The organism is Pseudogulbenkiania ferrooxidans 2002 (genome assembly GCF_000174355.1).
GTDB classification, from domain to species: Bacteria; Pseudomonadota; Gammaproteobacteria; order Burkholderiales; family Chromobacteriaceae; genus Pseudogulbenkiania; species Pseudogulbenkiania ferrooxidans.
Genome location: NZ_ACIS01000006.1, coordinates 267,121 through 290,013, shown reverse-complemented (window position 1 = coordinate 290,013; position 22,893 = coordinate 267,121). Strand labels below are relative to the sequence as shown.

The following is a 22,893-nucleotide window of genomic DNA, read 5'->3' as shown; positions in this document are numbered from 1 at the left end:
CACACACGCACACATGTACCCGCTGCTCGACACGATCAACTATCCGGCCGACCTGAAGCGCCTGGCGCGCCACGAACTGCCGCAGCTGGCAGGCGAACTGCGCCAGTTCCTGGTGGAGTCGGTGAGCAAGACCGGCGGTCACTTCGCTTCCAACCTCGGCAGCATCGAACTGACCATCGCGCTCCACTACGTCTTCGACACCCCGCACGACCGCCTGGTGTGGGACGTGGGCCATCAGACCTACCCGCACAAGATCCTCACCGGGCGCCGCAGCATGATGCACACCATGCGCCAGAAAGGCGGCCTGGCGGGCTTCCCCAAGCGCGAGGAATCGGAATACGACACCTTCGGCGTCGGCCACTCCTCCACCTCGATCAGCGCCGCGCTGGGCATGGCGGCGGCGGCCAAGGCGCAGGGCATCGAGCGCAAGAGCGTGGCCATCATCGGTGACGGCGCCATGACCGCCGGCCAGGCCTTCGAGGCACTCAACAACGCCGGGGCGATGGACCTCGACATGCTGGTGATCCTCAACGACAACGACATGTCGATCTCGCCCAACGTCGGCGCGCTCAACAACTACCTCGCCAAGCTGATGTCCGGCCGCTTCTACGCCGCCATGAAGCAGGGCTCGAGCAAGGTGCTGGGCATCGCCCCGCCGCTGCGCGAGATCGCCAGCAAGGTCGAAGAACACGTCAAGGGCATGTTCACCCCGGGCACCCTGTTCGAGGAATTCGGCTTCAACTACATCGGCCCGATCGACGGCCACGACCTCGACGTGCTGGTCGACACGCTGAAGAACATCAAGAGCCTGAAAGGGCCGCAGTTCCTGCACATCGTCACCAAGAAGGGTCAGGGCTACAAGTTGGCCGAAAACGACCCGGTGGCGTATCACGGCGTCACCAAGTTCGACCCCGCCAACGGCCTGTCCGGCGGCAAATCGGGCAGCAGCAAGCCGAGCTACACGCAGATCTTCGGCGACTGGATCTGCGACATGGCCAAGCACGACACGCGCCTGGTCGGCATCACCCCGGCGATGCGCGAAGGCTCCGGCCTGGTGCGCTTCGAGAAAGAACATCCGGACCGCTACTTCGACGTCGCCATCGCCGAACAGCACGCCGTCACCTTCGCGGCGGGGCTGGCCTGCGACGGCATGAAGCCGGTGGTGGCGATCTACTCCACCTTCCTGCAGCGCGGCTACGACCAGCTGATCCACGACGTGGCGCTGCAGAACCTGCCGGTGGTGTTCGCCATCGACCGCGCCGGTCTGGTCGGCGCCGACGGCCCGACCCACGCCGGCGCCTTCGACATCTCCTACCTGCGCTGCATTCCCAACATGACGGTGATGGCGCCGTCCGACGAGAACGAATGCCGCCAGATGCTGTACACCGCGTTCACGCTCGACACCCCGACCGCCGTGCGCTACCCGCGCGGCACCGGCCCCGGCGCGCACATCCAGCACGAGATGAGCGCGCTGCCGATCGGCCGCGGCCACATCCGCCGCCAGGGCCAGGGCCGTGTCGCCATCCTCGCCTTCGGCAGCATGGTGACGCCGGCCTTGCAGGCCGCCGAAGCCTTCGACGCCACCGTGGCCGACATGCGCTTCGTCAAGCCGCTGGACACCGGGCTGATCAAGAGCCTGGCCGAAAGCCACGAACTGATCGTCACCGTGGAAGAAAACGTCGTCATGGGCGGTGCCGGCTCGGCCTGCGTCGAAGCCATCGAGGCCCAGGGCATCACCGCCCCTGTCTTGCAGTTGGGCCTGCCCGACGACTATGTTGAACATGGAGACCCTGCCCTGCTGCTGGCCGACTGCGGCCTCGACGCCAAAGGCATCGAAGCGAGCATCGCAGCCCGTCTGGCATCGCGATAAACCGACTAAGGAGCCGGCATGAGCGGCATCGGCGTGGAGGCATGGCTGAACCTGGAAGGCACGCCGTTCGCAGTGCTGCCGCGCTTCGTCACCAGCCTCGCCATCGGCCTACTGCTGGGGGTGGAGCGCGAACGCAAGCAGCACCCGCTGGCTGGCATCCGCACCTTCCCGCTCGCCGCCATGCTGGGCACCATGCTCACCATGCTGGGGCAGATGACCGCCACCCCGGCACTGGTCGCCGTCGGGCTCGCCGGGGTGATCGCGCTGGGCTTTCTGCCCGAGGGACATCAGGAAGCCGAGGTGCAGGAGCCGCGCACCACTACCCTGGTCAGCCTGATGCTGGCCTACGGCCTGGGCGCCCTGGTGTGGTACAACCAGAGCGAACTGGCCATCGCCACCGCCATTCTCGCCACGGCACTGCTCTACCTCAAGCCCGAACTCACCGGCATCGCCCGCAAGCTGGAGCGGCGCGACCTGCTGTCGCTGCTGCAGTTCGCCACCCTCACCTTCATCATCCTGCCCATCCTGCCCAACCGCGCCATGGGCCCCTATCTTGCACTCAACCCGCACAAGATCTGGCTCATGGTGGTGCTGATCGTCGGCGTCAGCCTGACCGGCTACCTCGCGGTGCGGCTGCTGGGCGGACGCGCCAGCGGCCCCTGGCTCGGCCTGCTTGGCGGCATGGTGTCGTCCACCGCCACCAGCCTGGTCTACGCCCGCGAGGCACGCAGCAACCCAGGATCGCTGAGTTTCGCCACCTCCGTGATCCTGCTCGCCAACATCGTGCTTTTCCTGCGGCTCATCGTGCTCGCCGCCATCCTGGTGCCGGAGGCGCTGGGCGCCATGGCGATGGTGATGCTGCCGGCGCTGGGGCTGGGGCTGATCACCGTCTTCCTGCGCTTTCGCCACGACCAGAACCAGGACGGCCATCCGGAACTGACGCTGTCCAACCCCACCGAACTCAAGCTGGCACTGGGCTTTGCCCTGATATTCGCCGTAGTGGTGCTGTGCTCGGCCTGGCTGCACGACCTCTACGGCAGCCGCGGCATCTACGCCGTGGCGCTGATTTCCGGCGTCAACGACGTCGACCCCATCACCCTCACCGTGCTCAACCTGTTCGGCGAGCACCGTCTGGACATTCATCAGGTCATCATCAGCGTTGTGCTTGCCGTGTTCGCCAACAACCTGTTCAAATTCGGGCTGATCGCAAGCCTGGGCGGACGCACCCTGGCCTGGCGCTGCCTGCCGACCTTCATCCTTTCCGGGGCGGGCATGCTGGGCGGGCTCCTCTTGCTCGGCACCGGCGTCGCTTGACGAGCGGCCAATTCCGACTTCTTTACTCAACTATTACTCTGGCGTTATACTCGCCAAGTACCCATCTCGTGTGTTACACAATAACGCAATGAACCAAACCACCATTCCTGACGTGCAAAGCTCGCACGACAGCCGCAATATTCCCATCAACAAGGTGGGTATCAAATCCATCCGCCACCCAATCAAGGTGGCCGAGCGCGACAACGGCGTGCAGCACACCATCGGTCTGTTCAACATGTACGTGCACCTGCCGGCCCATTTCAAGGGTACGCACATGTCGCGCTTCGTCGAGATTCTCAACCAGCACGAGCGCGAAATTTCAGTGGCCTCGTTCGAGCAGATCGTGCGCGAGATGGTGCAGCGCCTCGAGGCCGTGTCCGGCTACGTCGAGATGAGCTTCCCCTACTTCGTCAACAAGACCGCTCCGGTTTCCGGGGTGCAGAGCCTGCTCGATTACGAAGTCACCTACGTTGGCGAATTGCGCGACGGCGAGTACCACTTCACCATGAAAGTGGTGGTCCCGGTGACCAGCCTGTGCCCGTGCTCGAAGAAAATCTCGCAGTACGGCGCGCACAACCAGCGCTCGCACGTCACGCTGACCGCCAGCACCCACGAGCACGTCTGGATCGAAGAGCTGATCGACATCGCCGAAGACCAGGCCTCGTGCGAACTGTATGGCCTGCTCAAGCGCCCCGACGAAAAATTCGTCACCGAGCGCGCCTACGAAAACCCGAAATTCGTCGAGGACATGGTGCGCGACGTCGCCGCCGCGATGGACCGCGACGAGCGCATCCACGCCTACGTGGTGGAATCGGAAAACTTCGAATCCATCCACAACCACTCGGCCTACGCCCTGATCGAGCGCGACAAGCGCCAGGGCTGAACGCTACGTAGCAAGCCAGGCGGCATCCCAAAGGGATGCCGCTTTTGTTTGTGCGCCACGCCAGGGCGGTATGGCTAGGGGCCGGCCGCTGCGGGCGGCGACAGCAGCGCCGGCAGCCGCTCCATGATGCGCTGCGCGGTTTCCACCGGATGCTCCAGCGGGAACAGGTGCGAGCCGGCCTGTTGCGTGATCTGCATGCCGAAATGACGCCGGGCAAAAGCCAGGTCGGCCGGTTTCAGTACCCCCGACTGCTGCCCCACCACCAACAGCGTCGGCACCGTGAGACGACCGCGGTAGCGTGGCAAATCGTGCGGCAAGCCTTCGAATACCTGGTATTCGACCAGGGGGCGGAACTTGAGGCGGCGCCCGCCCTGCGCGTCGGGCACGGTGCCGTGTTCGGCGTAGTCGGCCAAGCAATCCGGATCGAAACGGGCGAATGCCGGTTTGCGGGCAAAATACTCGCACACCCGCTGCACGCTGGGCCAGCTGTCACGCCGGCGCAGCGGATTGCCGCCCGGTGTGATCTTCTGGATGAACCCCAGGCGCTTCGCGAGCCAGACGGTACGCGAACGCAAGGGGCCGAACAGCGGCGAATCCAGGATCACCAGCGCGCGAAACAGTTCCGGCCGGCGCATGGCGGCATACAGCAACAACACCCCGCCCAGGGAATGGCCGACCCCGATCACCGGCCGGCCATACTGTTCGATGTGGCGAATGCACTCGTCCACCAGATACGGCCAGCCGTCGGTCACCGGATAAGCGGGGTCATGCCCCACCGCATCGAGATAGCCGATCTGGTAGTGTTCGGCCAAGGTAGCGAGAAATTTGCGGTACACGCTCGCCGGAAAACTGTTGGCGTGGGCGAAATGAATAATCTCCCTCATGTTTTTGCCTTGCCCCTGATTCGTGTCAGATAATTTGAGTGATGGCTGCGCTATCATACGGTTCCGCTTTCCCGGCGACGTGGGTTCCCAAAACGTCCGTCGCGGAACCTGGGCCGCGTGCCGTGGTCCTTCAGCTAGCCCCTAGAACGATGCCGTTATGTTGACCGTGACCCGATCTGCTTCGCTTTCCCTCTGGCAGCGCCTGATCCTGCTGCTGGCCTTGTTGTGCGCCTCGACGCTCGCCCTGGCGGTGGCGCAGGAAGACCTGCTGCCGCCGGAAAAGGCCTTTCCCGCCCGCCTCGAACAAAACGGCAACGACCTGCGGGTGATCTTCGAGATCGCCGACGGCTACTACCTCTACCGCGACCGCACCCACATCGTCTCGGATCCCGCCGGGCAGATCGGCGAGCCGGTCTTCCCCACTGCCGACGTGAAAAACGATCCGTTCTTCGGCAAGCAGAACGTCTACCACAAGCAAATCGCCATCACCGTGCCGCTCACGACGGCAGCCGCAGACGGGCTCAAGCTCAAAGTCACCGCCCAGGGCTGCGCCGACGTCGGCGTCTGCTACCCGCCGCTGACCCAGACCCTCACCGTGGGCGGCCAGGCCGCCTCGACCCTGCCCTCCTGGCTGACCAGTACCGCGGTAGCAGGCACCGTCAGCGGCCAGAGCGATGCCATCCGGCTCGCCGGCCAGGGCTGGCTGACGACACTCGGCACGTTTTTCCTGGCCGGGCTCGGCATGGCGTTCACCGCCTGCATGTATCCTCTGCTGCCCATCGTGTCCTCGCTGATCGCAGGCCAGGGCAACACCCTCACCCGCCGCCGCGGCTTCCAGCTGTCGCTGACCTACGTGCAGGGCCTCGCCCTGACCTATACCGCCGTCGGCGTGGTGGCCGGCCTGACCGGGTCGCTGCTCACGGTGTGGCTGCAGCAACCGGCCGTGGTGCTCACCGCCAGCACCCTGCTGGTGGTCTTCGCGCTGTCGATGTTCGACGTGTTCTCGATCCAGCTGCCCAGCAGCTGGCAGACTCGCTTGAGCGAAACCTCCAACCGTCTCAGCGGCGGCAAGGTCGCCACCGTATTCGGCATGGGAACGCTCTCCGCGCTGATCATCGGCCCCTGCGTGGCCCCCCCGCTGGCGTTGGCGCTGGGCTATATCGGCACCACCGGCGACGCCGTGCTGGGCGGCGCGGCGCTGTACGCCATGGCGCTTGGCCTCGGCCTGCCGCTGATCCTGATCGGCACCTACGGCGGTCATATCCTGCCTCGCGCCGGGGCCTGGATGCGCGGCGTCAAGGGCGTCTTCGGCGTGGTCATGCTGGGCCTGTCGATCTGGCTTGCCACCCCGTTCCTGCCCGGTCCGCTGGTCATGCTGCTGTGGGCGGCGCTGGGCATCGGCTCGGCAGTCTTCCTCAAAACCTTCGAGAACCTGCCCGGCAACGCCCATCCGGTGGCGAAGATCGGCAAGGCCATCGGCCTCGCGCTGTTCCTGATCGGTGCCGCCCAGCTGATCGGCGTGCTGGGTGGCGAGACCAATCCACGTTACCCGCTGAAATGGCTGAGCGGCAGCAACGCCCAGGCACGCAGCATCACCCCGGTATTCCAGCGCGTCGGCAACCTGGCCGAACTCGATGCGAAACTGGCCAGTGGCGACGGCAAACCGCTGCTGCTCGACTTCTACGCCGATTGGTGCGTCTCCTGCAAGGAAATGGACGAGTCCACCTTCGGCAACGCCCGCGTCGCCGACAAACTGAACCAGTTCGTTCTGATCCGTGCCGACGTCACTGCCAACAGCGCCGAACAGCAGGCTCTGCTCAAGCGCTTCGGCCTGTTCGGTCCTCCCGGCATCATTCTGTTCAACGGTCAGGGCCGCGAGGCCGATCGTATCATCGGCTTCATGGAAGCCGAGCCGTTCCTGGCGCGGCTGCAAAAGCTGGCGCGCTAAGCCCCCTGCTCACCCCACATGCCGCAACATAGGATGGGGGTAGGCACTATTCCTTCGCGACGCTACGCTTGCCTCGCTCAGTCAGCGCCGTAGCCCATCGCAACGGATGGGTTCTGCCGCGCGTCACCCATCCTACGGAACTGCAAAAGCTGGCGCCTTAAACCGCGTCGACTGCAGTGCCCGCCGGACAAGCCTGTTCCTCCCGGCTAGAATGACGGCTTGTCTCTTACCCGACGGGGTTCATTCATGCTGGACAAGGGTTTTGCCGGAATCGGCGTCATGGCCGTGCTACGAGTCGCCATCGTTGCGCTCCTGGTCTGGGCCTGCCTGCAGGTCATCCTGCCCTTTCTTGGGGCGCTGACCTGGGCTGTGATCATCGCCATTTCCGCCTGGCCGCTGTACCAGCGCCTGACCCAGTGCCTACGCGGGCGCGGCAATCTCGCGGCCTTGCTGGTGGTTCTCCTGCTTGGCCTGGCGCTGGCCGTCCCCCTGGGGCTGATGGTACTGACGCTGACGGATACCTTGCCCCACCTGAACGGCATCGCCCACGGTCTGGCCAACTTCACCTTGCCACCCCCTCCCGCCTGGCTCGGCAAGATTCCGCTGACGGGTGAAGCGCTCACCCAGTACTGGGTCACGGCGCAGACCGATCTACCCGGCCTGCTCGCCCGGCTCAAGCCGTGGATCAACCAGGGGGCCCTGTGGCTGTTGGGACGCGGGGCAATGCTGGGGGTCAGCCTGCTGGAAATCGTCATGGCCATCATCGTGGCCGGGCTGCTGCTGGCCAACGGCGAGGCGCTGTGGCGCATCGCCGAGCGCGTCATTAACAAGCTGGGCGGAGCCTCGGCCAGCGAGCTGCCTCAAGTGGTGGCACGCACGATACGCGGCGTCACCACCGGCGTGGTCGGCACCGCACTGGCCCAGACCATCCTGTGCGTGATCGGGCTGCTGATTGCCGGGGTACCCGGCGCTCTGGCGCTCGGTTTCCTGTGTTTCGTGATCGCGGTGGCCCAACTGCCGACCCTGCTGGTCTGGCTGCCGGCGGCCGGCTGGGTGTTCTATACCGGCGCAACCGGCATGGGCGTGTTCCTGCTGCTGTGGGGCTTCCTGCTGGTCAACACTATCGACAACGTACTCAAGCCCCTGCTGATCAGCCAGGGCGCCAAACTGCCGCTGTCTCTGATCTTCCTCGGCGTCATCGGCGGCCTGCTGGCCTGGGGCATCATCGGCCTGTTCATCGGCCCCACCCTGCTGGCGATCGGCTTCACGCTGTTCCAGTTCTGGCTCAACAACGACGAAGAGGCCGAAGCGAAGCCGGAACACCGCTGAAAACGACAGGCCGGAACACCGTCCGGCCTGTCATCCCTCACCTCATACCAGCTCTAGCGCCAGCGCGGTAGCCTCGCCGCCGCCGATACACAGGCTGGCCACGCCCTTCTTGCCGCCCCGGCGCTGCAACGCTGCGATCAGCGTGACCAGGATACGCGCCCCGGAAGCGCCGATCGGGTGTCCCAGCGCGCAGGCGCCGCCGTTGACGTTGACCTTGTCGTGCGGCAAGCCCAGTTCCTGCATCGCGGCCATGGTAACCACGGCGAAAGCTTCGTTGATTTCGAACAGGTCGACCTCGTCAGCCTGCCAGCCGGTCTTGGCAAACAGCTGGCGCATGGCGCCGACCGGCGCCGTGGTGAACCAGGACGGCTCCTGGGCAAAGGTGCTATGGCCGACAATGCGGGCGAGCGGCGTGAGCCCGCGTGCGCGTGCCTCGTCCTCACTCATCAACACCAGCGCCGCGGCGCCGTCGGAGATCGAGCTGGCGTTGGCCGCCGTCACGGTGCCGTCCGGCTTGAAGGCGGGTTTCAGAGAAGGAATCTTGTCCGGGCGGGCCTTGAGCGGCTGCTCGTCGGTATCGACCACCGTCTCGCCCGACTTGCCGGGCAACTTGACAGCGGCGATCTCGCCGGCAAAGGCACCGCTTTCGATCGCCGCCACCGCGCGCGCCAGCGAGCTCAGCGCGAACTCGTCCTGAGCGACCCGGCTGAAACCAAAGCGCTCGGCGCAGAGCTCGGCGAACACCCCCATCAGCTTACCCTTGTCGTAGGCGTCTTCCAGCCCGTCGAGGAACATGTGATCCTTGAGTTCGCCATGCCCGAGACGCAGACCGCCACGCGCCTTCGGGATCAGGTAAGGCGCGTTGGACATGCTTTCCATGCCGCCCGCCACCATCACCTTGGCCGAGCCGGCCAGCAGCAGATCGTGCGCCAGCATCACCGCCTTCATGCCCGAGCCGCACATCTTGTTGATGGTGGTGCAACCGGTCGCCAGCGGCAGTCCGGCCTTGAGACTGGCCTGCCTGGCCGGCGCCTGGCCCTGTCCGGCGGGCAGCACGCAGCCCATGATCACTTCGTCGACGCTGGCCGCATCGATGCCGGCGCGCTCGACCGCCGCCGCCATCGCCACCGCACCGAGTTCGCTCGCCGTCAGCGGCGACAGGCTGCCCTGCAGCCCTCCCATCGGGGTCCTGGCCATTCCGACGATCACGATAGACTGGTTCTGCATGCTGCACCTCGATAAAGGGAACGTTGATTCGATTACATTACGTTAACGTCAACGTAAAATCAATCACCCTGCAGCGGCCTCATCCCAAAGGCAGCGGCGGCAGGCCATGCTGAGCGCGCGCCCGGTTGCAGGCCTCCTCGAACACGCCAATACCGGCACGCATGGCGAATTCGCGACAGGGTGACGGCCGATGTTCGTAGATACCGCAGCGCACTTCCTCACCGATCTTGCCGACCAGCGCGATGCAGCGCGGCCGGGCGTAATCGGTGCCACGCAACCGCACCAGGGAGGCGGTTTCCTCGTCGGCCAGCCGCTCCGGCACACGCCCTCCCGGCTCGCAGTCGAGCTCGGAGCGGTGGAAGGTAACACGGAAGGCGGCGCAGCAGGCGCCACAGGAAAGACAGGTATTGTGCAGGCGGTCCGTCACGAAGGAAGCTCCAGATGCAGGCTAGTTCCAAAAAGCAGTGGCAATGAGAACGCGAAGGCCGGTGCGCAGGGCCGCAGACAGCACGGCAAGGGTCCGCCGAGCGAACCAAAGATTCGCATGCGGTCCAGGTAACGCCACCGGCAACGTTATCGCTTCCAAGGCAAAGTGGAATACGGTTCGGTTTTCTGGCGGATAATGCCTTCATGCCCTTTCCGCGGCAACCCTCGGCATGGGCGAATGACGTTACTGTGGGCAAATTCAGGCCAACGGTAGAAGCTTGACGACGCACCGACAGCGGCGCGAGACCGGTATGGGAACGCGCAACAGCGCTTATCCCCCCACACTCACGGCGAGACGACACCATGCAACAGCATTGCCCCGGCTCCAGCTGGCCCGACTACCGCGGCCACAGCCTGCTCAATCTCACCGCCACGTTGGCCGAAGCCCTCGGCTGCCCCATCGGCCACCCTCTGCTGCGACACCCCGCCCTGGCCGGGCTGGCGGCACGCCGCCACGTGGTACTGCTGGTTATCGACGGGCTGGGAGAACAGCAGCTGCAGGCGCTCGGGCCGGAGAGCGCTCTGCGCCGGCACCAGCATGGCACGCTGACCTCGGTCTTCCCGCCCACCACGGCCGCCGCCATCACCACGCTGATGACCGGCGAGCCACCGGTGCGGCATGGGCTGACGGGCTGGCACGTTTACCAGAACAACCCGGAGCGCATTGTGGCCGCCCTGCCGCTGACGGTGCGCTGGCCGGAAGACGACACCAGCGATGCCGCCACCGTAGCCGAGACCCTGTTCGAGACACCCGCTCTGTTCGATCGCTTCGACCGCCCGGCCACGGTGCTGCAGCCGGCCTACATCAGCGACTCACCCTACAGCCGCCAGCACTCGGGGCAGGCCCGGCGCCTACCCTATCGCAACATCGAGGACATGTTCGGCCAGCTGCAGCAGATCATGCAGGCCGACGGTGGCCCGAGTTTTGTCTACGGCTACCTACCGCAGCTCGACAGCACGATGCACGCCCACGGCACGCGAGCCGAGCCGGTACGTCTGCTGTTCGAACGGATCGATCAGGCGTTCCGGCAATTCACCGAATCACTGCGTGGCCAGGATGTCACCGTGCTGGTCACCGCCGATCACGGCTTTATCGATGCGCCGCTGGAGAGGCAGATCGATCTGGAAGACTATCCCGAACTGGTGGCCGATCTGCGCGCGCCCTTGTCCGGCGAGCGGCGCGTGGCGTTCTGCCACGTGCGACCGGGCCGCTGCGAGGCCTTTCTCGCCAACGCCCGGCACCGGCTCGGCCACGCCGCCTGGTGCCTGGAAAGCCGGGTGCTGCTGGAGCAAGGCGTTTTCGGCCCCGGCCCGCAGCATGCGGAACTGGCGCAACGCATCGGCGAAGCGGTGCTGATCATGAAAGACGACTGGACCCTGCGCGACCTCGTGCCCGGCGAAAAGCCCTACTACCTGCCCGGCGTGCACGCCGGCGTCAGCGCGGCGGAGATGGCGGTGCCGCTGATCGTGTTCCACGGCCGCTAGGCCGCATGGACTAGACCCCCCTACCCTAATGGGGGGATGGTATCCGGCTGGCCGCCGTCGTAACGTAAGGCTATGAAAGCGAAGACTACCCTCCCTCTCGTCTACGCCTGCTCCGGCTGTTCCAGCGCCGCCCAGATGGCCAACGATTTTGCCCTGAAGCTGACCCGCGAAGGCTTGGCCGAGATGTCCTGCATCTCGGGAGTCGGGGGCGGCGTGCCGGCGCTGGTGCGGATGGCCCGCTCCGGCCGGCCGGTGCTGGCACTGGACGGCTGTCCGCTGGCCTGCGTCAAGGCCTGTCTCGCCAACGCCGGGGTCAGCGCCGACCGGCACGTGGTGCTGTCCGAATTCGGCGTGGTCAAGCGCAAGCATCACGATTACGACGCCGCCGAGGCCGAACGGCTGTGGCCACGGATACAGACCGAGTCGGAAGCCCTTGCCGACCAGCCCCGGGACCACGAAAAAAAAGGCTGAACCGCCTGGGTTCAGCCTGTGCCGAAATTCTCTTCCAGCTCGCGGATCGCTTGCTGGGTAACCCTGGCGGGCACCACCACACGGCGCACCGGCGGTATCTCGCCCAAGAGCACCTCTTCGAAGCAGATCGGGTGGCCATTGCCCGACTCGTCATCCGGCTGCAACACCCCCATGCGGTCAAGGTTGAGCGTGACGCTGCGGCTGCTGAAATAATCGGCCGGATGCTCCAGGATCTGCCGCACCTCGCGCAGCTTGCCGTCCAGGGTCAGCTCGGCCTTGAGTGCCGCCAGGTCGGTACGCACCGCCTCGAAACGGCTTTGCAGCGCCTGCGGTGAATCGGGCAAGGCCGGCCCCTGGTCCGCCATGGCATCCACCACGAGCTGGCCGGGAGCGCGCAGGGTCTTCAGTTTCAGCTCGACGCGCAGCAGCTCGCTTTCCAGCTCGACCCGCTGTGCCTCCTTGTCGCGCAAGCGACGGGCGATCACCCCGGTGAGGCGCTCTACCCCCCGCTCGGCCAGGCGCGGGACAAATTCATCGAGCGTGGCGCTGGGCAGGGTCAGGCGGTGGTTGTCGAAGCTGACCACCAGTTGCGGCACCTCGGCGACCACCTCGCCGTTCTGGCTGACCATGCCAAGGCGCTGGTTGTCGCTGCGCTGCATGATGAGCAGGCAGAAAGCCACATCACCGTTGCCGGGCCGGGCGAAGAAGGCATCCAGTTCGGAACTGGTCTGCAGCAGATCGAGCAGACTGGCAGGCGAGGAAAAGAACATACCCAGGCGACGGTCGCTGGTGAAGCCGCGCCAGGACAGTTCCAGCACCTCCGGCAGATCCTGCGTCAGCTGCTCGGCAAAATCCAGCGTGCGCGCCATGCCCCGCAGCAACACGCGCGGATAGCCGGTGACCAGGCGCAGGCGCGGCTCGACCATCTCGACCACCCTCTCCAGTTCGGCCTGCAGCTGCCGCCGTGGCTTGGCTGAACCGTGACGGGGGCTCAGGAACAGGTCGACCAGTCGCTTCAGCATACGGAATTACCAAGTGAAAGAGGACGGGTTGGATGGCGCGTCAGAACTGCTCGTCTTCGCGCAGGTAGCGCCATTGGCCGGTCGGCAGATCGCCCAGCATGACGTTGCCGATACGCACCCGCTTCAGCCCCACCACGTACAGGCCGACCTGCTCGCACATGCGCCGGATCTGGCGCTTCTTGCCTTCGCGCAGGATGAAACGCAGCTGGTCTTCGTTCTGCCAGCTGACCTTGGCCGGGCGCAGCGGCTGGCCGTCGAGCGACAGGCCATGGTTGAGCAGTTTCAGGCCTTCGGGGCTCAGCTCGCCGGTGACGCGTACCAGGTACTCCTTTTCCACGGTGGAATTCTCGCCGATCAGCCGTTTGGCCACCACGCCGTCCTGGGTCAGCACCAGGAGGCCGACCGAATCGATATCAAGCCGGCCGGCCGGCGCCAATCCCTTGAGGTGGTTGGGGCTGAAGCGGATGCCGCTCTTGTCGCCCTCCCAGTGATTGGCCGGTACCGCCAGCATGGCGGCGGGCTTGTAGCCCTTTTCCGCCTGGCCCGAGACATAGCCCACCGGTTTGTTGAGCAGGATGGTGACGCGCTCCAACTGCGCCTTCTTCGCGCGCGGGTCGAGTTCGATGTGTTGATGCGGCAGCACCTTGAAGCCGAGCACCGCCACCTGGCCGTCCACTTTCACCCAGCCCTGCTCGATGTAGCTGTCGGCTTCGCGGCGCGAACAGATGCCAAGCTCGGCGAGACGTTTAGAAAGGCGTACGGGTTCCATGGCACATCCTGAAAGAAAAAAGCGGCTGCATGGCCGCCCGGTTGATCTGGCCCGTATTGTAGGAGATAAGGCGGGCGGAGGCCATGACGGCATGCGCGCGGCAGGGCGTCGACGGTCCGCTCAAGGCGGCAAAAAAAAACCGGGCCCGCCGTTGGCGGACCCGGACAAGGGACCAATTACCAATATCGAAGCAAACCTGAAATCGGAGAAGGCGCGACGTCAAGACAGCCGAAACTCCCCAAAAAGCGTGCAGCGCCCGAACCGGATTCGCCGGGGCGAAAGCGCCGGTTCACATTCAGTGCTTGATAGGTCGTCACTATAGCGGCGGATTCGACATCGCGATATTCGTAAAAATTCTTATAATTCCAATTGAAACTCAAATAACAAATAAAAACTAATATGCATCATCGGCTATCGCGCTGCTGTTCGGCAGCAAACAGGAAATCCAGCAACGCCGGCGCGCTATCGAGCAGGTTGCGATTGCTGCCGTGAAACTCCGGGTGCCACTGAAAACCGGCGACAAAACCCTCTCCCTTCCAACGGATGGCTTCAACGATGCGGTCCTGCGCCGACACCGCCTCGATCGCCAGGTCGTTCCCCAGGTCCTTCACCGCCTGGTGATGAATGCTGTTGACATGGGCCGCGGCGGACTCGGGATACAGTTGCGCCAGGTGAGACTCCGGCAGGATTTCGATGCGGTGGGAATACTTGTCGTAGAGGTCAGCATCGACATGCGGATGGGCGTCCGGATGCTGGGTCAGGATGTCCTGATACAGCGTCCCGCCCATGGCGACGTTGATCAGCTGGGCCCCGCGACAGATGCCCAGCACCGGCTTGCGCTGGAACACGAATTCCCAGAACAGCTCGATTTCGTAGAGGTCGCGGATGCGGTCACCCGACCACTCCGGCCGCAATGCCTCCTCGCCGTAGCTCAGCGGGCAGACGTCGGACCCGCCCTGCAGCAGCAGGGCGTCGAGTTCGTGTACCACGCTCTTGATCGACAGACTGGAGCGCTGCACTTCCCCGCCCGTCTCGAGGGTCGGCACCATGAAGGCCAGCGCGCCGTGTGCCATCACCCAGTGCGCGATGGACTGCTCGATGTACTGGAGCACCTTGTTGCGGAACCCCAGCTCCTTGGGCGGGGTATGCATCAGCCGTGCCGATAGCCCTATCTTGAGGGGTCTCTTTTCCATAGGTGTCTGCTTTACTGGCTCCAACGCAGGCACTGCTGCCGCACCACCTCGGGCAGCAGGTTTTCCTGGCGCTGCAGCGCGCGTATCCAGCCGGCATCGTTGCCGCGATTCAGGGCATCGAGGCGCAACTCTCGGCAGGCGCCGTTGCTGCCCAGCTCGATGGCGTGCGGCTCCAGCATATCGAGCGTCAGCAGGATGTCGTCGCGGATGGTGCGGTGCTCCAGCGTGCGCGGATCGACAAACACGCCGTCGAAGCCGAAACGGCAGGCCTGGAAACGGTTGAAGCTGTACACCAGGTAATCGTCCTCGAGCGGCCGGTCGGGTTTTTCCACCAGCTGGCGGCGCACGATGGCCTGAATGTAGGCGGCGATGCGGGCCGCCTTCTCCAAGCTCAACGGCGTATCCATCACGCGCACCTCGATGGTGCCGTATTCAGGCTTGGGCCGGATATCCCAATAGAAGTCTTTCATGCTTTCGACCACGCCGGTCCGCGTCATGTGCTCGAAGTAGCACGAAAAATCGTCCCAGCAGAGCAGGAACGGTGCCCGACCCGAGAGCGGAAAGGCCGTTACCGAATTGATGCGGGCCGAATCGAAACCGGTATCCACTCCCTGCACGTACGGCGAGGAGGCCGACAGCGCGATGAAATGCGGAATGTAGCGCGACAAGGCGTGCAGCATGCACAGCGCCTCGTCGGGGCCGGGGCAGCCGATGTGCACATGTTGGCCGAACACGGTGAACTGCTTGGACAAATAACCGTACAGCTCATTCAGATGCAGAAAGCGCGGCGTTTCGAAGATCTGGCGCTGGGTCCACTGCTGGAACGGATGGGTGCCGCCGCCGCACAGGCCGAGGTTGAGCTTGTCGGCCGCGCGCAGCAACTCGTTGCGGATCAGCTCGAGCTGATCGATCAGCTCCTGGTAGCTGTTGCAGATGCCGGTCGACAGTTCGATCATGCAGTCCGTGATTTCCGGTTTGACCTCGCCCGGGATATCGACCCCTTTCATCAGACGCAGCAGGTCTTCCACGCTGGGAGCAAGGTCGTAGTCGTGACGGTTGACCACCTGAAGTTCCAGTTCCACTCCCATGGTCAGAGGGCGGGACGGGGCAAAACGTTCCAGGCTCATGATTTGATCTCCGCGCTGCGCTCCAGCGCCCATTTCACCAGCAGCGGCCCGGCCAGCTCCATCAGTACCACGGCACCGAGCAAGACCGAGTTCAGCTCCTGGCGCAGCGTGGGGAAGGATAGCCCCAGATCCGTCGCCAGCACGAAGGCCACGATCGATAGCGGCGTCAGCGCCAGCGACAGCGTCACGCCCTGGCGCAGGCTGAGCCCGCTCAGCCGGGCAAACGCCAGCACCCCGACCAGCTTGGCCACGAAGCGACCCGACAGCAGAACCACCGCCATCACGGCTCCGCTCAGCAACTGTCCTGGCGATAGCATCATGCCGCTCACCACGAACAGCACCACCACCAGCAGGCTGCCGGCGGCGCTGAAATGATCGGGGCAGACCCAGGGCCGCAGCCGCCGGCTGCGGAACACCACTCCGGCCAGCAGCGGTGCCAGCAAGGTGGAAAGGTTCAGCATCTGCAGCAAGGCGGTGGCGAGCAGGATCAGGCCGAACAGCAGCACGGTGGCCGCCTCGCTCTGCACATCCATGCTGCGCGACAGCCGCTCCACGCCCCCCGCCAGCAGCAAGGCCACCAGCAGCGACCCGGTCAGCACGTACAGCGGCACGCTGATCGCCAGCAGCGGGTTGCCGGCGGCACTGTGCATCCAGCCGGTGAGCAGCTTGACCAGCAGGATGGCGTAGATGCTGTTGAGCGTGGTCATGAGCAGCAGGCGCTCGGTGACCTGCCCTACTGACTGGAACTCGCTGACCACCCGGCTGACGATGGCCGGCGACGCCGCCATGGCAATGGCGGCCACACTCAGCGCCACCGGCGGCGAAACGCCCCACCAGGACAGCAGGGAGCCCACCACGACGAAGCTCAAGCCCGCCTCGGCGACACTGCTGGCCAAGAGCCAGGGGTTGCGCCGCAACCAGCGCACGTCGACGCGGGCGCCCAGCTCGAACAGCAGCAGCGCCAACGCCAGGTCCAGCACCACGCGCAACCCGGAATCGTCCACCCTGAGCATGGGCTCCACTCCGGCCAGGCGGATCGCCATGCCGGTGGCGGAATACGCCACGATGCGCGGAAAACCCAGGCGCCGGTAACACCACTCGCCGGCCAGGCCGGTCAACACCAGCGTCACCGCGATCCAGAACACACCACCGACCGGCAGAGGCCAGGAAGGCAGGAAACTCTGCGCTGCACCCAGGGCCATGGCGTTCTCCAACGTCATTTCACGTATTACCACCATAGAACACTTTGCCGCCGCACAACGCCGGGGTGGGCCTTTCCCGGTACGACATCGGCGCGCATAATGCCGGCTCTTTCGCCTCTGGCCCGCCCCATGCTGCCGATTCTTTACCGCGACGAACGCCTGATCGCCATCCACAAACCCTCCGGCCTGCTGGTGCACCGCACCGTGCTCGACCGTCACGAAACCCGCTTCGCCATCCAGCTGTTGCGCGACCAGATCGGCCAGCGAGTCTACCCGGTGCACCGTCTCGACAAGGGCACCTCGGGCGTGCTGTTGTTCGCGCTCGACCGCGACATGGGACGCGAGATGAGCTGGCAGTTCGAGCGCCAGCAGGTCGACAAGCGCTACCTGGCGGTGGTGCGCGGCTGGCCGGACGAACAGGGCGAGATCGAGCACGCGCTGACGCGCCGCCCGGACGATCTGGAATGGGTGGGCGAGAAGGTCGACACCGCGCCGCAGGCGGCGCTGACGCGGTTTCGCCGCTTGGCCACGGTGGAGCTGCCCTACGCCGTCGACAAGTACCCGCACAGCCGCTACGCGCTGGTCGAGCTGACGCCGGAAACCGGCCGGCGCCACCAGCTGCGCCGCCACCTCAAGCACATCGCCCATCCCATCATCGGCGACGCCACCTACGGCAAGGGCCGGCACAACCGGCTGTTCGGCGAACTGTTCGGCAGCCAGCGCCTGCTGCTGGCCTGCATGGAAATGCGCTTTGCCCACCCGGTCAGCGGCGAAACCGTGACCCTGACCGCGCCGCTGGCCGACGATTTTGCCGGCGTGGTGCGCGCCCTGGGCTGGGAGGACGCGCTGCCGTCCGCGTGGCTGGGAAGCGCGGCTTCGGCCAACCTTTGAGCAGGCGTCCGCGGCGCTCCGCGTCCGAGCGGGGTGCCGTGTGGCCGCCGCTGTGCACCGGCATGTGCCGCCTGGCGCGGCCAGGTTCTGGCAGCGGCGTCGCCGGCCATCGGCTACAATCTGCGCCTGACCGAAGAAAGACCGATTCATGCTGAGTTACCGTCACGCCTTTCACGCCGGCAACCACGCCGACGTGCTCAAGCACTTTGTCGAAGTCGAACTGCTGCGCTACCTCGGGCAGAAGGACAAGCCCTACTGGTACGTCGACACCCACGCCGGCGCCGGCTGCTACTCGCTGGAAGAAGGCTACGCCACCAAGAACGCCGAATTCGAGAGCGGCATCGCGCGGCTGTGGCAGCGCGACGACCTGCCCGAGCCGCTGGCCGGCTACGTCGAGGTGGTGCGCCGTCTCAATCCGGACGGCCGGCTGCGGCTCTACCCCGGTTCACCCCTTGTGGCGAGCGAGGTGATGCCGGCCGGCGACAAGCTGCGCCTGTTCGAACTGCACCCCACCGACAGCCAGATCCTGCAGAACAACTTCGCCAATGCCGGGCGCCGGGTGCAGGTGCAGGCCGCCAACGGCTTCGAAGGCATCAAGGCGATCCTGCCGCCGCCGCCGCGCCGCGCCCTGGTGCTGATTGATCCGCCGTACGAGGACAAGCGCGACTACCAGCACGTGGTGACGGCGCTCAAGGAAGGGCTGAAGCGTTTCGCCACCGGCACCTACGCGGTATGGTATCCCTGCCTGCAACGCCAGGAAGCGACGGAGCTGCCGCAGCAGCTGAAGAAGCTGCCGGTGAAGAGCTGGCTCAACGTCACGCTGTCGGTGCAAAGCCCCTCCAAGGATGGCTTCGGCATGCACGGCAGCGGCATGTTCATCCTCAACCCGCCCTGGACGCTACACGCCACGCTGCAGCAGGTGATGCCGTACCTGGTCGAGGTTCTGGGGCTCGACAAGGGGGCCGGCTTCACGCTGGAGCAGCACGAGAACTGAGGCTTCGGCCAACCTTATCTGTTGCCCGACGACAAAAAGCCCACTTTCGTGGGCTTTTTGCTGTCGGCTCGCTACGCGAGTGCGCCAGGGGTCACTGCGTCACGGTGGCGCGGGGCTTGGCACCGATCATGTTGCCCTTGATGGCGAATACCTGCGCCAGCGCCGCCGTGGCCTGCTGGTCGCCCGCCAGCGGCGCGGGGTAGAAGGCGATGTGCTGCACGCCCCGGCTGTAGAGCTGGCTCACCGTCTTGGCCATCGGCTCGCCCGGCAGCGTGGCAAAACGGTCACACCCCGGCGCCGCCAGATCGAACACGGTCTTGGTCAGGCCGCCCGGATGGTTGGCCGCCAGGCGCACCACCTCGTGCAGGGCACGCTCCGGCACGCAGCCATCCTCGGCGGGCGCCACCGCGGCGACGGTGAAATCGTAACTGGACAGCATCTGCCGGAACGCCTGGGCGTACTGGTTCGCCCCCTGGGTGCTCAGCAGCGGGGCGCGGTAAAGGGTTCGCGCCGTCTTGAGGTCGGGGTGCTCGCGCCGCACGATGGCGGCCAGTTCCAGGGCAAAGCGGTCCCACTGCCCGGTCATGCCCGGTTCTTGGCGGCCGCTTGGCGCGTCGCCAGACGCCGGTTCCTCGCTGAACAGCAAACCGTCGATCGGCCCGGCCAACGCCATCTCTTCGTAGAGCTGGCGCAGCAGCTGGCGCCCGCGCGCGCTGAACGGCGACAGCCGCGCCGTGACGGCGCCCGGACGCTCGACCGAGCCCGAGGCGGCCGCGCTGACCAGCAACGGCCCCCAGGCGTACACCGCCTGCACCGAGGTACGGGTCTTGATTTGCCAGACCACGCGGTTGAGCAGGTCGGCCCGCATCGGCAGACGCCGCGAGGGGAAGTACACGGCATCGGCGGTGCCGTTGCCGTCATGATCGGCGAACGCCTTCAGGTAAACGGTATTGACCCCGCTGGCGACGATGCGCTCGAGCAGATTGCCGAGGTTCTGATTCTGGCGATCCGGGTCCGGGTCGTAGATGTCGTCGATCGCGACATGCATGATCTTGCCGGGCAGCGTGATGATCTCGTGAGGCCCGGCACGCAGGGCCAGATCGGTGGCCAGATCGCTGAGGCTGGTATCGCTTTCCAGCAGGATGCGGCGCAGCCCGGTCAGCGCGATGCGGCCGGTATTGGGGCCATCGTCCAGCGTCAGGTCGACCACCAGCCCCAGCTTGGCGGCGATCTCGACCAGCGGCTGGTTATAGCTGCCGTACGGCCACACCATGATGCGCGGGGTCTGGCCGGTGTAGCGACGCAGGAAGGCGTTGTTATGGCGCAGGTCGGCCGCCACCCGGGCGCGGTATTCCTTCTCGGTTTCATAGCGGCCATCCCGGAAAATGCGGGTGGTGGCGGCCGGCTGGGTGTTGCCCTGGGGATTGGCCACCACGCCTTCGTGCAGACCGTAGGTGTGACTGGCGACTTCCACCAGCCCGCTTTTCACCATTTCCCTGATCTGGCTTTGCGACAGGAAGCGACTGCGCGGCACCGCCTGGCCGGCGAAGTTGACCATGCCGTCCTGCGGCTCCAGCCAGCTGCCGACCAGGGCGATCTGGGCCGGCGCGTTGAACTGCTTCAGAATCGGGAAAACCTGGCTGTAGACGTCCTCGTAGCCGTCGTCGAACGACAGCAGCACGGCCTTGGGCGGTAGCGGCTTCTTGCCGGCGCGATCCGCCAGCACGTCGTCGACGCTGACGAAGTGATAACCGTTGCTCTTGAACCACTGCATCTGGGCCAGAAAGGTGGCCGGGCTGATGGCGTACTGCGGAATCAGCGCCTGTTCTTTATCGGTGATTTCGTGATAGCCCAGTATCTGCAGCTGGGACGCCGCCAGGGTCAGGGTGGATGTCAGGGCGATAAGCAGGCCCATGGCAAGGGACAGGATGCGATTCATTGTCATCGGGTAGGTAGTTGCAACTAGCGGGTGAGGCAGGAATTGGACGTTGGCCAGTGGGGTCGACCCGCTGACATTACGATTCGTTACATCATAACAAAGAAGACGCCACAATCCGTAGCGGGACGGGTATCTGTTTGTTACTAATTGTAATTTGCTGAAGAAGAAGCCCCGCCGGGGCCGGCGGCCAGCGCCATTCCGGCTGCCATCGCCGCAAAATTCAGCACAATAGCATATTTCGCACAACCCGCCAAAGCTGCCGTACTGCCGACGTGGCTACCGGGCCACGCCAGATGCCCGCCCGACCGACACACTCTTTCCTTGCGGCGCCCCGACAAAACAAAAATGCCAGTCAGATCGACTGACTGGCATTGAACCGGCGGGCTTTGGCCGTGCTTACTTCAGCAGCTGGCTGATGTCCTTGGCTTCCCAGTGCGGGAAGTGCTTGCGCACCAGCGCGTTGAACTCCAGCTCGAAGGCACGCAGGCGGGCCAGTTCGTTGGCATCCTGGGCACTGCTGTCGCTCTGCGCGGCGCCGGTGATCATGCCGGCGCCGGCGGTGGCGTTGGACAGGCGGTCGATCACGATCAGGTTGCCGCTGCCACGGCACTGGCGGTAGGCGTCGAACACCACCGGGGCATTGACGACGACGCGGCACAGGCCGAACTCGTTGAGCTTGAGCTCGTCGGCGGCATACTGCTCCATGGTGTTGACGTCGACGCGGTGCAGGATGTGCTCGACACGGCCGAACACGTTCTTGCCGGCCAGCTTGAAGGCGTACTCCTTGCCCACCTGCAACGGCACCTCGTTCATCCACACGATGTGGGCATCGAACGCCGCCGAGACCTGGGGTTCCACCTCGCCACTACGCACGATCATGTCACCGCGCGAGCAGTCGATCTCGTCTTCCAGCGTCAGCGTGACCGCCTGGCCGACGTGGGCACTGGCCAGATCGCCGTCAGCGGTGACGATGGCCTTGACCTTGCTGGTCTTGCCCGACGGCAACACCATAATCTGGTCGCCCGGGTGCACGCGGCCGGAGGCGATGGTGCCGCAGAAACCGCGGAAGTCCAGGTGCGGGCGGTTGACGTACTGCACCGGCAGGCGGAAGGCGTCGAGCGCGGCGTCGTGCGACAGCTCGACCGACTCCAAGAGCTGCATGAAGGTGGCGCCGTCGTACCACGGCGCGCGTTCGCTCGGCTTCACCACGTTGTCGCCGCGCAGCGCCGAGATCGGCACGAAGCGGATGTCCGGAATCGCCAGGTGTTCGGCGAAGGCGAGGTAATCGTCGCGGATCTTGTCGAACACCTCCTGGCTGAAGTCGACCAGGTCCATCTTGTTGATCGCCACGATGACGTGGCGGATGCCGAGCTGGCTCACGATGTAGCTGTGACGGCGGGTCTGGGTCTGCACACCGCGGCGAGCGTCGATCAGGATCACCGCCAGGTCCGAGGTGGAGGCGCCGGTGGCCATGTTGCGGGTGTACTGCTCGTGGCCCGGGCAGTCGGCGATGATGAACTTGCGCTTCTCGGTGGAGAAGTAGCGGTAGGCCACGTCGATGGTGATGCCCTGCTCGCGCTCGGCCTGCAGGCCGTCGACCAGCAAGGCCAGATCGATGTCCTCGTCGGTGGTGTTGTACTTCTTGCTGTCCTTCTGGATCGCGGCCAGCTGGTCTTCGAAGATCAGCTTGGAATCGTGCAGCAGCCGGCCGATCAGCGTGGACTTGCCGTCGTCGACGTTGCCGCAGGTGATGAAGCGCAGCAGATCCTTGTTTTCGTGCTGTTTCAGGTAGGCCAGGATATCGCTGGCAATCAGTTCGGATTGGTGAGACATGGTGGTATTCCGTCATCTTCGGCCAA

General features: G+C 65.2%; 19 protein-coding genes. 9 read left to right on the top strand and 10 right to left on the bottom strand.

Annotated features, from left to right (window positions below):
* The first annotated feature begins 13 nt into the window (after nucleotides 1-13).
* The 3 genes from dxs to folE2 all read left to right on the top strand — a co-directional run bounded on the left by dxs (nucleotide 14) and on the right by folE2 (nucleotide 4,067).
* Nucleotides 14-1,870 (top strand): 1-deoxy-D-xylulose-5-phosphate synthase, encoded by a 1,857-nt coding sequence (gene dxs, locus FURADRAFT_RS12555; protein WP_008954537.1) that lies wholly within the window; start codon nucleotides 14-16, stop codon nucleotides 1,868-1,870.
* 18 nt (nucleotides 1,871-1,888) lie between these two features.
* Entirely contained in the window at nucleotides 1,889-3,184 is a 1,296-nt protein-coding gene (locus tag FURADRAFT_RS12550; protein ID WP_008954536.1) for an MgtC/SapB family protein, read from the top strand.
* 88 nt (nucleotides 3,185-3,272) lie between these two features.
* Nucleotides 3,273-4,067: a GTP cyclohydrolase FolE2 gene (folE2, locus tag FURADRAFT_RS12545; protein ID WP_008954535.1), complete on the top strand. Its 795-nt coding sequence runs from the start codon at nucleotides 3,273-3,275 to the stop codon at nucleotides 4,065-4,067.
* A 74-nt stretch (nucleotides 4,068-4,141) separates the two neighbouring features.
* Here folE2 and FURADRAFT_RS12540 read toward each other — a convergent pair whose 3' ends face one another.
* On the bottom strand, nucleotides 4,142-4,951 hold the full coding sequence (locus FURADRAFT_RS12540; protein WP_008954534.1) for an alpha/beta fold hydrolase: 810 nt from the start codon (nucleotides 4,949-4,951) through the stop codon (nucleotides 4,142-4,144).
* Between the two features lie 157 nt (nucleotides 4,952-5,108).
* Between FURADRAFT_RS12540 and dsbD the strand changes: the two genes are divergently transcribed.
* Nucleotides 5,109-6,899, top strand: coding sequence for a protein-disulfide reductase DsbD (gene dsbD / locus FURADRAFT_RS12535; protein WP_008954533.1), 1,791 nt, complete (start codon nucleotides 5,109-5,111; stop codon nucleotides 6,897-6,899).
* A gap of 246 nt (nucleotides 6,900-7,145) precedes the next feature.
* Nucleotides 7,146-8,228: an AI-2E family transporter gene (locus FURADRAFT_RS12530; RefSeq protein ID WP_008954532.1), complete on the top strand. Its 1,083-nt coding sequence runs from the start codon at nucleotides 7,146-7,148 to the stop codon at nucleotides 8,226-8,228.
* A 42-nt stretch (nucleotides 8,229-8,270) separates the two neighbouring features.
* On the opposite strand, the gene FURADRAFT_RS12525 is transcribed toward FURADRAFT_RS12530, so the two are convergent.
* The gene (locus tag FURADRAFT_RS12525) at nucleotides 8,271-9,455 is read right to left on the bottom strand and encodes an acetyl-CoA C-acyltransferase (protein ID WP_008954531.1); all 1,185 of its coding nucleotides are present in this window, start codon (nucleotides 9,453-9,455) and stop codon (nucleotides 8,271-8,273) included.
* A 79-nt stretch (nucleotides 9,456-9,534) separates the two neighbouring features.
* Nucleotides 9,535-9,882: a YkgJ family cysteine cluster protein gene (locus tag FURADRAFT_RS12520; RefSeq protein WP_008954530.1), complete on the bottom strand. Its 348-nt coding sequence runs from the start codon at nucleotides 9,880-9,882 to the stop codon at nucleotides 9,535-9,537.
* A gap of 362 nt (nucleotides 9,883-10,244) precedes the next feature.
* On the opposite strand from FURADRAFT_RS12520, the gene FURADRAFT_RS12515 reads away from it, so the two are divergent.
* Both FURADRAFT_RS12515 and FURADRAFT_RS12510 read left to right on the top strand, forming a co-directional pair.
* Nucleotides 10,245-11,426 (top strand): alkaline phosphatase family protein, encoded by a 1,182-nt coding sequence (locus FURADRAFT_RS12515; protein WP_008954529.1) that lies wholly within the window; start codon nucleotides 10,245-10,247, stop codon nucleotides 11,424-11,426.
* A gap of 72 nt (nucleotides 11,427-11,498) precedes the next feature.
* Complete coding sequence (locus FURADRAFT_RS12510; protein ID WP_008954528.1) at nucleotides 11,499-11,897, top strand: putative zinc-binding protein; 399 nt, start codon at nucleotides 11,499-11,501, stop codon at nucleotides 11,895-11,897.
* Between the two features lie 11 nt (nucleotides 11,898-11,908).
* On the opposite strand, the gene FURADRAFT_RS12505 is transcribed toward FURADRAFT_RS12510, so the two are convergent.
* The 5 genes from FURADRAFT_RS12505 to FURADRAFT_RS12485 all read right to left on the bottom strand — a co-directional run bounded on the left by FURADRAFT_RS12505 (nucleotide 11,909) and on the right by FURADRAFT_RS12485 (nucleotide 17,210).
* On the bottom strand, nucleotides 11,909-12,919 hold the full coding sequence (locus tag FURADRAFT_RS12505; protein WP_008954527.1) for a hypothetical protein: 1,011 nt from the start codon (nucleotides 12,917-12,919) through the stop codon (nucleotides 11,909-11,911).
* A 40-nt stretch (nucleotides 12,920-12,959) separates the two neighbouring features.
* Nucleotides 12,960-13,688 (bottom strand): pseudouridine synthase, encoded by a 729-nt coding sequence (locus FURADRAFT_RS12500; protein ID WP_008954526.1) that lies wholly within the window; start codon nucleotides 13,686-13,688, stop codon nucleotides 12,960-12,962.
* Between the two features lie 404 nt (nucleotides 13,689-14,092).
* Entirely contained in the window at nucleotides 14,093-14,881 is a 789-nt protein-coding gene (locus tag FURADRAFT_RS12495; protein ID WP_008954525.1) for a gamma-glutamyl-gamma-aminobutyrate hydrolase family protein, read from the bottom strand.
* An 11-nt stretch (nucleotides 14,882-14,892) separates the two neighbouring features.
* Entirely contained in the window at nucleotides 14,893-16,008 is a 1,116-nt protein-coding gene (locus FURADRAFT_RS12490; RefSeq protein ID WP_008954524.1) for a YbdK family carboxylate-amine ligase, read from the bottom strand.
* Complete coding sequence (locus FURADRAFT_RS12485; protein WP_008954523.1) at nucleotides 16,005-17,210, bottom strand: cation:proton antiporter; 1,206 nt, start codon at nucleotides 17,208-17,210, stop codon at nucleotides 16,005-16,007. Before FURADRAFT_RS12485 ends, FURADRAFT_RS12490 begins: the two co-directional genes overlap by 4 nt.
* A 129-nt stretch (nucleotides 17,211-17,339) precedes the next feature.
* On the opposite strand from FURADRAFT_RS12485, the gene FURADRAFT_RS12480 reads away from it, so the two are divergent.
* A complete protein-coding gene (locus FURADRAFT_RS12480; protein ID WP_008954522.1) occupies nucleotides 17,340-18,101 on the top strand; it encodes a tRNA pseudouridine(65) synthase TruC in 762 nt (253 codons plus the stop codon).
* Between the two features lie 148 nt (nucleotides 18,102-18,249).
* Nucleotides 18,250-19,095 (top strand): 23S rRNA (adenine(2030)-N(6))-methyltransferase RlmJ, encoded by an 846-nt coding sequence (locus FURADRAFT_RS12475; RefSeq protein ID WP_008954521.1) that lies wholly within the window; start codon nucleotides 18,250-18,252, stop codon nucleotides 19,093-19,095.
* A 91-nt stretch (nucleotides 19,096-19,186) separates the two neighbouring features.
* On the opposite strand, the gene pgaB is transcribed toward FURADRAFT_RS12475, so the two are convergent.
* Together pgaB and cysN are read right to left on the bottom strand one after the other, a co-directional pair.
* Entirely contained in the window at nucleotides 19,187-21,040 is a 1,854-nt protein-coding gene (pgaB, locus tag FURADRAFT_RS12470) for a poly-beta-1,6-N-acetyl-D-glucosamine N-deacetylase PgaB (protein WP_236261584.1), read from the bottom strand.
* 390 nt (nucleotides 21,041-21,430) lie between these two features.
* On the bottom strand, nucleotides 21,431-22,867 hold the full coding sequence (gene cysN, locus FURADRAFT_RS12465; RefSeq protein ID WP_008954519.1) for a sulfate adenylyltransferase subunit CysN: 1,437 nt from the start codon (nucleotides 22,865-22,867) through the stop codon (nucleotides 21,431-21,433).
* Nucleotides 22,868-22,893: the final 26 nt, after the last annotated feature.

Bases quoted from the DNA above. Each gene is read 5' to 3' on its own strand.
- cysN (WP_008954519.1), bottom strand. From the start codon at position 22,867: ATGTCTCACCAATCCGAACTGATTGCCAGCGATATCCTGGCCTACCTG.
- FURADRAFT_RS12500 (WP_008954526.1), bottom strand. From the start codon at position 13,688: ATGGAACCCGTACGCCTTTCTAAACGTCTCGCCGAGCTTGGCATCTGT.
- FURADRAFT_RS12505 (WP_008954527.1), bottom strand. From the start codon at position 12,919: ATGCTGAAGCGACTGGTCGACCTGTTCCTGAGCCCCCGTCACGGTTCA.
- FURADRAFT_RS12550 (WP_008954536.1), top strand. From the start codon at position 1,889: ATGAGCGGCATCGGCGTGGAGGCATGGCTGAACCTGGAAGGCACGCCG.
- FURADRAFT_RS12475 (WP_008954521.1), top strand. From the start codon at position 18,250: ATGCTGAGTTACCGTCACGCCTTTCACGCCGGCAACCACGCCGACGTG.
- FURADRAFT_RS12515 (WP_008954529.1), top strand. From the start codon at position 10,245: ATGCAACAGCATTGCCCCGGCTCCAGCTGGCCCGACTACCGCGGCCAC.
- FURADRAFT_RS12540 (WP_008954534.1), bottom strand. From the start codon at position 4,951: ATGAGGGAGATTATTCATTTCGCCCACGCCAACAGTTTTCCGGCGAGC.
- FURADRAFT_RS12530 (WP_008954532.1), top strand. From the start codon at position 7,146: ATGCTGGACAAGGGTTTTGCCGGAATCGGCGTCATGGCCGTGCTACGA.
- FURADRAFT_RS12490 (WP_008954524.1), bottom strand. From the start codon at position 16,008: ATGAGCCTGGAACGTTTTGCCCCGTCCCGCCCTCTGACCATGGGAGTG.
- FURADRAFT_RS12525 (WP_008954531.1), bottom strand. From the start codon at position 9,455: ATGCAGAACCAGTCTATCGTGATCGTCGGAATGGCCAGGACCCCGATG.
- FURADRAFT_RS12485 (WP_008954523.1), bottom strand. From the start codon at position 17,210: ATGGCCCTGGGTGCAGCGCAGAGTTTCCTGCCTTCCTGGCCTCTGCCG.
- dxs (WP_008954537.1), top strand. From the start codon at position 14: ATGTACCCGCTGCTCGACACGATCAACTATCCGGCCGACCTGAAGCGC.
- FURADRAFT_RS12510 (WP_008954528.1), top strand. From the start codon at position 11,499: ATGAAAGCGAAGACTACCCTCCCTCTCGTCTACGCCTGCTCCGGCTGT.
- FURADRAFT_RS12495 (WP_008954525.1), bottom strand. From the start codon at position 14,881: ATGGAAAAGAGACCCCTCAAGATAGGGCTATCGGCACGGCTGATGCAT.
- dsbD (WP_008954533.1), top strand. From the start codon at position 5,109: ATGTTGACCGTGACCCGATCTGCTTCGCTTTCCCTCTGGCAGCGCCTG.
- folE2 (WP_008954535.1), top strand. From the start codon at position 3,273: ATGAACCAAACCACCATTCCTGACGTGCAAAGCTCGCACGACAGCCGC.
- pgaB (WP_236261584.1), bottom strand. From the start codon at position 21,040: ATGACAATGAATCGCATCCTGTCCCTTGCCATGGGCCTGCTTATCGCC.
- FURADRAFT_RS12480 (WP_008954522.1), top strand. From the start codon at position 17,340: ATGCTGCCGATTCTTTACCGCGACGAACGCCTGATCGCCATCCACAAA.